At 64.3% G+C, this 8662-nt stretch carries 10 protein-coding genes and 1 tRNA gene; 10 read left to right on the top strand and 1 reads right to left on the bottom strand.

Features of this window, described 5'->3' with window-relative positions:
- The 10 genes from ACDELDRAFT_RS16150 to ACDELDRAFT_RS16110 all read left to right on the top strand — a co-directional run.
- Positions 1 to 717: translocation/assembly module TamB domain-containing protein (locus tag ACDELDRAFT_RS16150; protein WP_005798727.1), on the top strand; the 717-nt coding region annotated here is incomplete at its 5' end.
- Between the two features lie 68 nt (positions 718 to 785).
- Positions 786 to 860 (top strand) — tRNA-Arg (locus ACDELDRAFT_RS16145).
- A gap of 176 nt (positions 861 to 1036) precedes the next feature.
- Positions 1037 to 2260: a tyrosine-type recombinase/integrase gene (locus tag ACDELDRAFT_RS16140; protein WP_005798725.1), complete on the top strand. Its 1224-nt coding sequence runs from the start codon at positions 1037 to 1039 to the stop codon at positions 2258 to 2260.
- A complete protein-coding gene (locus ACDELDRAFT_RS16135) occupies positions 2257 to 2757 on the top strand; it encodes a hypothetical protein (protein WP_005798724.1) in 501 nt (166 codons plus the stop codon). Before ACDELDRAFT_RS16140 ends, ACDELDRAFT_RS16135 begins: the two co-directional genes overlap by 4 nt.
- 103 nt (positions 2758 to 2860) lie before the next feature.
- Complete coding sequence (locus tag ACDELDRAFT_RS26020; protein ID WP_081470154.1) at positions 2861 to 3070, top strand: helix-turn-helix transcriptional regulator; 210 nt, start codon at positions 2861 to 2863, stop codon at positions 3068 to 3070.
- Positions 3067 to 3426, top strand: a complete 360-nt coding sequence (locus tag ACDELDRAFT_RS25150) for a hypothetical protein (RefSeq protein WP_005798722.1) — start codon at positions 3067 to 3069, stop codon at positions 3424 to 3426. The genes ACDELDRAFT_RS26020 and ACDELDRAFT_RS25150 overlap by 4 nt, the downstream gene beginning before the upstream one ends.
- Positions 3427 to 3801: 375 nt before the next feature.
- Positions 3802 to 4344: a hypothetical protein gene (locus tag ACDELDRAFT_RS16125; protein ID WP_005798720.1), complete on the top strand. Its 543-nt coding sequence runs from the start codon at positions 3802 to 3804 to the stop codon at positions 4342 to 4344.
- Positions 4341 to 5831, top strand: a complete 1491-nt coding sequence (locus ACDELDRAFT_RS23695; RefSeq protein WP_005798719.1) for an AAA family ATPase — start codon at positions 4341 to 4343, stop codon at positions 5829 to 5831. The genes ACDELDRAFT_RS16125 and ACDELDRAFT_RS23695 overlap by 4 nt, the downstream gene beginning before the upstream one ends.
- A gap of 167 nt (positions 5832 to 5998) precedes the next feature.
- Complete coding sequence (locus ACDELDRAFT_RS16115; RefSeq protein ID WP_005798717.1) at positions 5999 to 6604, top strand: hypothetical protein; 606 nt, start codon at positions 5999 to 6001, stop codon at positions 6602 to 6604.
- Positions 6605 to 7020: 416 nt separating this feature from the next.
- On the top strand, positions 7021 to 7308 hold the full coding sequence (locus ACDELDRAFT_RS16110) for a hypothetical protein (protein WP_005798716.1): 288 nt from the start codon (positions 7021 to 7023) through the stop codon (positions 7306 to 7308).
- Between the two features lie 230 nt (positions 7309 to 7538).
- On the opposite strand, the gene ACDELDRAFT_RS16105 is transcribed toward ACDELDRAFT_RS16110, so the two are convergent.
- On the bottom strand, positions 7539 to 8662 hold a 1124-nt coding region (locus ACDELDRAFT_RS16105; RefSeq protein WP_040329540.1), incomplete at its 5' end, for a phospholipase D-like domain-containing protein.

Here is an 8662-nt window from a genome sequence, read left to right as displayed (position 1 = left end):
CCGCCCGACATCGCCGTCACCCTCAACCTGGGCCGCGACTTTGCCCTGCAGGGCCAGGGCATCACCACCCGCCTGACCGGCGAGGTGGAGGTGCGCAGCAGCCCCGTGCCCGGCGCACCGCCCCGCGTCACGGGCGAGGTGCGCACCGAAGAGGGCCGCTACCGCGCCTGGGGCCAGGTGCTGGACGTGGAGACCGGCCTGATCCGTTTCAACGGCCCCTACAACAACCCCTCGCTCGACATCCTGGCCCTGCGCCCCAACATCAGCGTGCGTGCGGGCGTGCAGGTCACCGGGAGCGCGCAGGCGCCCCGCGTCAAGCTGTATTCCGACCCCGAGTTGCCCGACGCAGAAAAGCTCTCGTGGGTGGTGCTGGGCCGCAACACCGCCGCTGGCGGCGCCGAAGCCGCCGTGCTGCAGCAGGCCGCCTTGACCTTGCTGGGCCGCGGCAGCAGCAACCCCACCGCGAAAGTGGCCAGCCGCCTGGGCCTCGACGAGATCGGCTTCAAGGGCCCGGGCACAGGCGAGGACGCCGCCAGCGCCGCACTCACCTTTGGCAAGCGCCTGTCCAAGGACATGTACGTGACCTACGAGCGCAGCCTGTCGGGCACGCTGGGCACGCTCTACATCTTCTACGACCTGTCGCGCCGCCTCACCTTGCGCGGACAGACGGGAGAGAAGAGCGCGATGGACATCATCTACACCGTGCGCTACGACTGACAAGCCAGTCAACGGGGGGCGCCAGCGCGCGGGCGGGTGCGTGCCAAGCCTCTACAATCCCGGGCTGCCTCCTCGTAGTTCAATGGATAGAACGAGTGCCTCCTAAGCGCTAGATACAGGTTCGATTCCTGTCGAGGGGACCAAGTGATCGCATCACACCGCATCACAACACCTCTTAAACCCGCATGTTTCCTAGCATCGCGGGTTTTTTATTGCTTCATTAGATTTCACAACGTACCATGCCATCACGGTATTTTCACGGTACTTTTGACGGTATACGGGACGTACCGCAAAGCCAGATACCGTAAAGAGGCACCACATGGCACTGACCGACACCTTTGTTAAACAAGTGAAAGACACCGGCAAACCAGCCGGAACCAAGTACGCAGACGGCGGCGGCATGTTCCTGTTGGTGAAAGCCAGCGGCAAATACTGGCGCTGGGACTACACCTTTGCCGCCAAACGCAAAACGCTGGCGCTGGGCGTGTACCCCGAGGTATCACTGGCGAAGGCCAGACAACGGCGCGACAAGGCCCGCGAACTGCTGGCGGACGGCATCGACCCCGGCATCGCCAAGCGCGAGGAAAAGCAAGCCAAGGCGGCAGCCGCTGGAAACACCTTTGAGGCAGTTGCGGAGCAGTGGCTAAAGGCCACCAGTGCCAAGCGGGCCGCCATCACGCAAGACAAGGTTTCAACGTGGCTGCGCAAGGACGTGTTCCCCTACATCGGCAAGATGCCCATCACCAGCATCGGGCCGCGCGACGTACTGGCCGTGGTGCGCAAGATGGAAGCGCGGGGCGTCTTCGACAGTGCAAAGCGTATCGGCCAGATATGCGGCCAAGTGTTCCGGTATGCGGTGGCCGAGGGCACGGCAGAGCGGGACGTGACCACCGACCTGCGCGGCGCATTCCAGCACGCAGAGAAAAAGCACTATGCAGCCATCACCGACCCGGCAAAGCTAGGCGAGCTGCTGCGCTCCATTCACACCTACACCGGGCACACTTACAGCGTGGCGGCGCTGAAGCTGTCGCCACTGGTGTTCCTGCGCCCTGGCGAGTTGCGCACCGGCGAATGGGCCGAGATTGATCTGGAGGCGGCAGAGTGGCGCATCCCCGGCAGCAAGATGAAGATGAAGATCGACCACATCGTTCCGCTATCGCAGCAGGCCGTCGAGATTTTGCGAAGCCTGCACCCCATCACCGGGCATGGCCGCTACGTGTTCCCCAGCCTGCGCACCGGCGAACGTCCCATGAGCGAAAACACGGTGAATGCAGCCTTGCGCAGCATGGGCTACAGCAACGAGGTACACACCGCCCACGGGTTCCGGGCAACAGCACGCACCATCATGGATGAAGTCTTGGGCGAGCGCGTGGACCTGATCGAGCACCAGTTGGCCCACGCGGTGAAGGATGCCAACGGGCGGGCCTACAACCGCACGGCACACCTACCGGCACGGCGGGAAATGATGCAGCGCTGGGCGGACTACCTGGACAAGCAGCGCATTGGTGCGGACGTGGTGGAAATCAGGGCAAAGGCAGCATGAAGAAGGCGCCACACGCCCCAAACCCACGGGCGGCTGACGATGTAGAAAGCCTGACCGACCCCGACACACATAACGCGGTGCGCGCTGTCCTGTCCCCCGGACGATGCAGCAACTACGGCGCAGCGATGCACCTGTGGCAACAAGCGGCAGACAACGATTTCAATGACGACGTCGTGCACTTCTTGGGCTATGTCGCTAGAGCGATTGTGAAGGCAGACGCCGATGGGGGCGCCCCCGCGAAAATCAAAAATGCCTGCGGACTTTATGGCCGCAAGCGAAGCCGTGTCGAGGGCTGGGCGACCGAATACCTGAGGATTGCGGCCATGTTTGACGTAATTGGGGATGACGGCAACCCGACCCAAGGCCCGCACCCTCTGCCAAGCGTTGACGATGTGAAACGAGCCATTGAAAGCCACCCCGACGCGAAAACATTGCGGAACAGCAAAAAACAAGCCGCTGCCAAAAAAGCACACTCGGCAATGCGCAAAGAACCCTAAATTTGCCAGCCTATGTAGTGGGAAAAGTGGCTGACTTTTCCCATTGCATGACTTTGAAACTCTGCGACATGCGACACCAAGTCGCATCAAGAAGGAGTTTTAAATGTCAACACATCGCTTGTATCGGAAAAGCCATCTAGTCGGGCACGACGGCTTACTAGGGGTGAGCGCCGCCACGTTATACCGCCTGATTGCAGCCGGAAAATTCCCGCCACCTGTCCGCTTGGGGCAACGTATCAGCACATGGCCAGCCGAAGCTGTGCACGCCTGGATAGACGCAGCAAAACGTCAATGTGTGGAGGATGCACGATGACGCCCCGCCGCCTGCCTGCGAAGCCCCCCGCACCAAAAGCCGCAGCACAACGAATCACTGGTGCGAGCATATGGGCCGCCCGCCGCGAGAAAGACAAAGAGCGCCTTTTTGTAGCCGCAGCGCAAAAGGTGGCGCGCGCCCACACCCAGTCCGCAGACACACCGACCGGGCAGCCCCCCGTTGCCTGGCGGGCCGCTTTCGAGCTGGCCAAAGACAAGAGCGCGGGCATCACTTTTTTGTCGCAATTCAACGCGGCAAGCGTTGAAGCGCCAAAGGGTGTTATTTCGTATTGCTTCACGCCCGAGGCCGCTGAAAAAGTCCTACGTGCCTATCGGCCTGTTGGAGGTGCCAATTGAGCCGCGCCCAATGGTCTGCCGAGCAATGCCGCTTGCTTACTACGCCCCAATCGCGTTACCTGCGCCGCGCCCCCGCGGTGGGCTTGCTGGGCGCGCTACTCGCGCGGGCAGTGCCTGACAAGCCGACGACGACGACCAGCGCGAAGCTGGCGCAGCCGACTACGCCGACCGAAGGGGGCGCGCAATGACGGCACCGGCCGAAGATGACGCGCCCAGCGCGAAGGCCAAAAGCACCATGGCCGCGCGCCTTGCGCTGCGTGGTTTCGAGCTGCGCAGTTCGCCACGGGGTTGGGAAATCGTGGGGCCTGGTCGCCGGGTTCGATGTGTGTTTTGGGCGCATCTTGTCGCCTTCGTGCGCAGCCTGGAGCGCAGCACATGAGCGCGCCCGAACACGATTGGCTTCTGCCGCCTGCTGACCTTGCGCAGCGCCTACCGGCATGGCTGGTGGCGTTGCCGCGCTGGGCACCCTGGGCAGCAGTGTGGAACGTGAAGCGCGGCAAGTTCGACAAGCTGCCCAAGAATCCCCACCGGCCTATGTACGGGCTCAGCACGACGACACCGGAAAAATGGGCCGGGCTGGACCGCGCACAGCGCGCTTATGCAGCGCACCCCGGCGCACTGCATGGTGTCGGTTTTTGTATGACGGGCCTTCAGGGTGTTGTGGCCGTTGACCTGGACCGCTGCAGCGCGCGCGATGGCTCGCCCACACCGTGGGCGCGCGATGTGTTGGAGCGTGCCCTTGCTGCAGGTGGGTATTGCGAGCGTTCGCCATCGGGCACCGGCTTTCGCATCTTCATGCAAGACGACGAGATCGACGACGACGATTGGTGCAATCATGAGGTGGGGCTCGAGGTGTACGTGGGCACGGCGCCGCGATTCTTGACCGTGACCGGGCACCCCTGGGGGCCTGCAACATGAGCGCGGCAAACTTTCTGCGCTACTTGCGCACCACACACGGCAAGGCGGGGAAAGCCACCACGCGCACCGCAGCGGGCGATATGCCCGATGCGGTGGACCCCGACGCGCTGCCCGCCTTAGAAACCTTGTGCGACACGATGGGCTATGGCACCCCTGGCGCGCGGCTCCTGCTGACCGGCGAAGCCGCCGACCGCAGCGAAGCACTACGGGCCGCAGCCCTGGGCCTGCGGTGGGCGGGCCTTGATGGGGGGCAGATTCTTGCGGTGCTGGAGAACAACCCGCACGCCTGGGAGGTCGCACTTGCCCACCGGCACGACGATGCCGACCGGGCGCGCGCATACCTGTGGAAGCACCACGCGGGCAAAGCCGCTGCCGAGGTCACCACGACGTGCCTTGACGTGGTGGCGTTGTTTGACGTCGTGACCGCTGCAGCCCTGCCTGATGCCGACCCAAAGGCACCGCGGGCCGGGGGCCTGCAATGGGCCACCGTAGGGCAGTTTTGCGCCGACGAGACGAGGCTGGAATGGTTCGTCCACGGGGTGCTGCCCGAGGCCGAGCTGTGCGCGGTTTTTGGCGCGTCCGGGGCGGGCAAAACGTTCTTTGTTCTGCACCTGGTGGCCGCCATTGCGAAGGGGGGCACGTTCTACGGAATCGAGGCCGCGCAAGCGCCGGTGGCCGTCGTCGCACTGGAGGGTGTGCATGGTTTCCGTGACCGCCTACGGGCCTACAGCACCCGGCACGGCGCGGTGCCCAATCTGCACATTGCACACGGCACTTTGAACCTGCGAGAGCCGGGCAGCGAGCGCGAAATTGTGCCGCACCTGCAGGCCATCGGGCCGCGGGGCTTGTTGGTGGTGGACACGATGGCGCAGGCCACACCGGGCGCCGATGAGAACAGCGGCAAGGACATGGGCGCCGTGGTGGCGCGCATCAAAGCCATTCACCGGCGCACCGGGTGGGCGGTGCTGCTGGTGGCCCACAGCGGCAAGGATGCGCGCGCCGGGTTGCGCGGGTGGTCGGGAATCAAGGCCGCACTCGATTGTGAAATCGAGGTGATCCGCACCGCAGGCTATCGCGCCGCAACCATATCGAAATTGAAAGACGGCGCGGGCGAAGGCAACGAATTCAGGTTCGACATTGAAACGGTGGTGCTGGGTGCCGACCGCACCGGCGCTGTGCTGGTCGAACGTGGTTCCTCGCAATTTGAGCCGGGCACACCGGCGCCTGCGAAGCCGCAGGGCAAGAATCAAGAAGCCGTTTTTGCAGCGTTTGAGCAGCACCAGCAGGGTGGGGCTATCGCCCGTGCTGAGCTGCTGCGCCATGCCACCGGGGCCTTGGTGGGTACCGGTAAGCCGAGGGACCGGGCACGGGAGGCACTTGAGGGTCTGTGTCGTCCTGGCGGTGCGCTGGTGGCCGATGGCGACGTAGTGCTACGCACACCGAGCGGGTTCACCGGTGGGTCAGGGGGTGCGATTGCATGGGGTTGACGCCCCAAAGCCCGAAAACCCGAAATCACCCGAAAACGGGTTTTTTCGGGCAGGCAAACACCCGGAAAAAACACCCGGAATTCCCCCCCCTATAGGGGGATTCCGGGTTTCCGGGCGGGGGCCCCTGGGTGAGTTCTTTTTTTTCAACTTTTCAAAGGAAAACAATCATGACCATCGTCACCAAGACGACAAACACCGATGCACCCACCGGTGGCAAAACCAATGACCTGCAGGCGCTGCGCCGTCGTCATACCGCAATCGAGAAAGAGTGCAGCGCACTGGCCGAGGCCACTGCAGATAAGCGCGCCGCGGTGCAACGCCTGAAAGCCGCGCATGCCGACGCCCAAGCCACCGCGCGGGCCGCGCAGCGTGACTATTCCGCCGCCCTGGCACGTCGCGCGGTGCCCAAATCGTCCGCCGACGCACCGCCCGCACCGGGGCAGTCACTAGCACACGCGCATGGTCTGGCGGCGGCAATTGAAATCGCCGAGGGCATGGTGGCCGAGGCAGCGGCGGCGGAGGAACCGGCGCTTGCCCGGCTGGCCGATGCGCGGGACGCGCTGGACCACGCGGAATTTCAGGCCGCGCGGGCTGAGTTCGAGGCAGGGCTTTATGCGCTGATGCCCGCACTCGCACACCTGCGCAGCGCGACACTGCGACGCCAAGCGCCATGGCGCATGCCGGACCTGGGGGAGTGCTGGCGCGCGTGGGAGTACGCGCAGGGCACGGCTGAGCCATTGGGCGAGCGCCGCTGGTTCAATCAGTTGGTGTAGTGCGAAAAACGGGAAATCACTGCGCCTCTCTGGACCCGTACGTTCAAGAAACATGCCAGGGACCCCGGCGGATGGCGAGCGCCGCTGGTGCTGCCCGGCCGGTGCCGTGCCCACGGCGCTGGTGCCGTGCCCACGGTGCAGGCGCAGGCGCAGGCGCAGGCGCTGGACGCGGGAACAGTTGCACTTCTACGACACAGCAAAATATTTAGCGCAACCACGATACACGGATAGCGTGCATAGGTTGCTGGTGCAGGTTGTAGGTTGATGCGTTGCACCACCAGCGGTGCAACAGTTCCATGCACGGAAAGCGTGCACTAGGTTGCAGGCGGCGTGATTGGTTGTAAACCTATGGCTTGTTTTGCGATTCTGCAAAAACCTTGGAAAGTGGCGCTTCCACTAACTCGCAGGAACTGACCATGACCAACTTCACCGCGCCCGACACCAGCCGACTGGATTGCAAAGCCACTCAGGCGGCGGCGCTTTGCGATGCGCTTGTCGAATTGGCTCACAACGATGTCACGGACCTGCACACGGTGCGCGGCCTACTGCACACGATGCAGGACGTGCTACAGGACGTGCAAGCTATTGCCCATCAAGTCGAGTTTGAATGCACCGTGGTGCCCGTCACGATGGCGTGCCCCCCGCACGCCGCCGCCTGTGAATTTCGCAGCGTGTCGCTGGCACCACAGCGGGGGGCACTTTGAAAAATAACGGTACTTTTGACGGTACTTTTCAGAAAAAGAAATCTGAAACCTAGCATTCATGGGGGCTTCAAGCGGACATTCGATTCCTGTCGAGCCAGGCCATTTCGGCAGATTCAATGGCGAAACGGCCGAAAGTCCTTGTCTGGAGTGCGCAAGCAGCTCTCAAAATTGAAGCATGTGCCACCGGCCGCTCGGCCACAGGGCCATGACCCTTGCGGCCCGCCAGCCGCCTACAACTGAAACCCCACCGCCCGCACCACGCCTTCGGCAACGTCGCGCAGCCACGACGGCGGGCGCGAGGAATGCAGGTGGGCGTCCGCCATCTGGCCCTCGCACCAGGCGGACAGCCACTGCACCTGGTCGCGCCCATAAAAGGCCGTCATGTGCTCGTAATTGAGGAACAGGCTGCGGGCATCGAGGTTGAGCGATCCGGTGAGCGCCACGGTGTCGTCGATGACCACCGCCTTCGCATGCACCATGCGATGCACCAGCCACACCCGCGCACCCGCAGCCGCAAGCTGGCGCAGTGCGCGTTCGCGGGCCCAGTCTGCCAGGCGGTGGTTGGAGCGCGCCGGCAGTACCAGGTGCACCTGCACACCGCGCCGGCAGGCAATGCACCAGGCATCGATCAGGGCGTCGTCGGGGACGAAATACGGGGTGACGGCCACAATGCGCTGCTGCGCGTGGTACGCCCCCGTGAGCAGCAGCGCATGCACGGTGTCGTCGGGCTGGTCGGGGCCGCTCGGAACCCACTGGGTTAAAGGTCCATCGGGAGGCCCGATCAGGGCCTGGCGCGGCAGCGGCATCTGGCGGGTGAACCGCACGCGGCCCGTGGCAGCGCGCCAGTCGGCGCGGAATTGCGCCTGGGCCAAGGCCGCCAGCGGGCCCTCGACATCGAAACTCAGGTCCACCCAGGCGGGCGCACCCGGCCCATCCACGAAATACTCGCAGGCCAGATTGCGCCCGCCGCTCCACAGGCGTGCGCCGTCGGCCACGGCCATCTTGCGGTGGTTGCGCAGATTGGTGCGCCCGCGCATGGGGTTGTGCAGCAGGGGCATGAAGCGGCGCACCTTCACACCTTGGTGTGCCAGCCGCTGCAATAGCCCACGGGGCATGCGCAGGCTGCCCACGGCATCCACCAGCAGCCGCGTGGCCACGTCGCGCTGTGCACTGCGCGCCAGGGCCTGCGCCACCTGCTCGCCGACGTCGTCATCGCCAAACACGAAAGTGCACACGTCCAGGCTGTGGGTGGCCGAATCAATGAGCGCCAGCAGGGCCTGCAGCGCCTCGGGGCCGTCCGCATGAAAGTGCACGCGGACATTGCGCACGGCAGGTGCGAGGTCCATGCCCGCCA

Source organism: Acidovorax delafieldii 2AN, from assembly GCF_000175235.1.
Lineage (GTDB): Bacteria > Pseudomonadota > Gammaproteobacteria > Burkholderiales > Burkholderiaceae_C > Acidovorax > Acidovorax delafieldii_B.
The sequence above is the reverse complement of the archived record's forward strand: the minus strand, read 5'-3'. Positions and strand labels throughout refer to the sequence as shown.

Coding starts and splice junctions, on each gene's coding strand:
- ACDELDRAFT_RS16140 (WP_005798725.1), top strand. CDS start 1,037: ATGGCACTGACCGACACCTTTGTTAAACAAGTGAAAGACACCGGCAAA.
- ACDELDRAFT_RS16135 (WP_005798724.1), top strand. CDS start 2,257: ATGAAGAAGGCGCCACACGCCCCAAACCCACGGGCGGCTGACGATGTA.
- ACDELDRAFT_RS26020 (WP_081470154.1), top strand. CDS start 2,861: ATGTCAACACATCGCTTGTATCGGAAAAGCCATCTAGTCGGGCACGAC.
- ACDELDRAFT_RS25150 (WP_005798722.1), top strand. CDS start 3,067: ATGACGCCCCGCCGCCTGCCTGCGAAGCCCCCCGCACCAAAAGCCGCA.
- ACDELDRAFT_RS16125 (WP_005798720.1), top strand. CDS start 3,802: ATGAGCGCGCCCGAACACGATTGGCTTCTGCCGCCTGCTGACCTTGCG.
- ACDELDRAFT_RS23695 (WP_005798719.1), top strand. CDS start 4,341: ATGAGCGCGGCAAACTTTCTGCGCTACTTGCGCACCACACACGGCAAG.
- ACDELDRAFT_RS16115 (WP_005798717.1), top strand. CDS start 5,999: ATGACCATCGTCACCAAGACGACAAACACCGATGCACCCACCGGTGGC.
- ACDELDRAFT_RS16110 (WP_005798716.1), top strand. CDS start 7,021: ATGACCAACTTCACCGCGCCCGACACCAGCCGACTGGATTGCAAAGCC.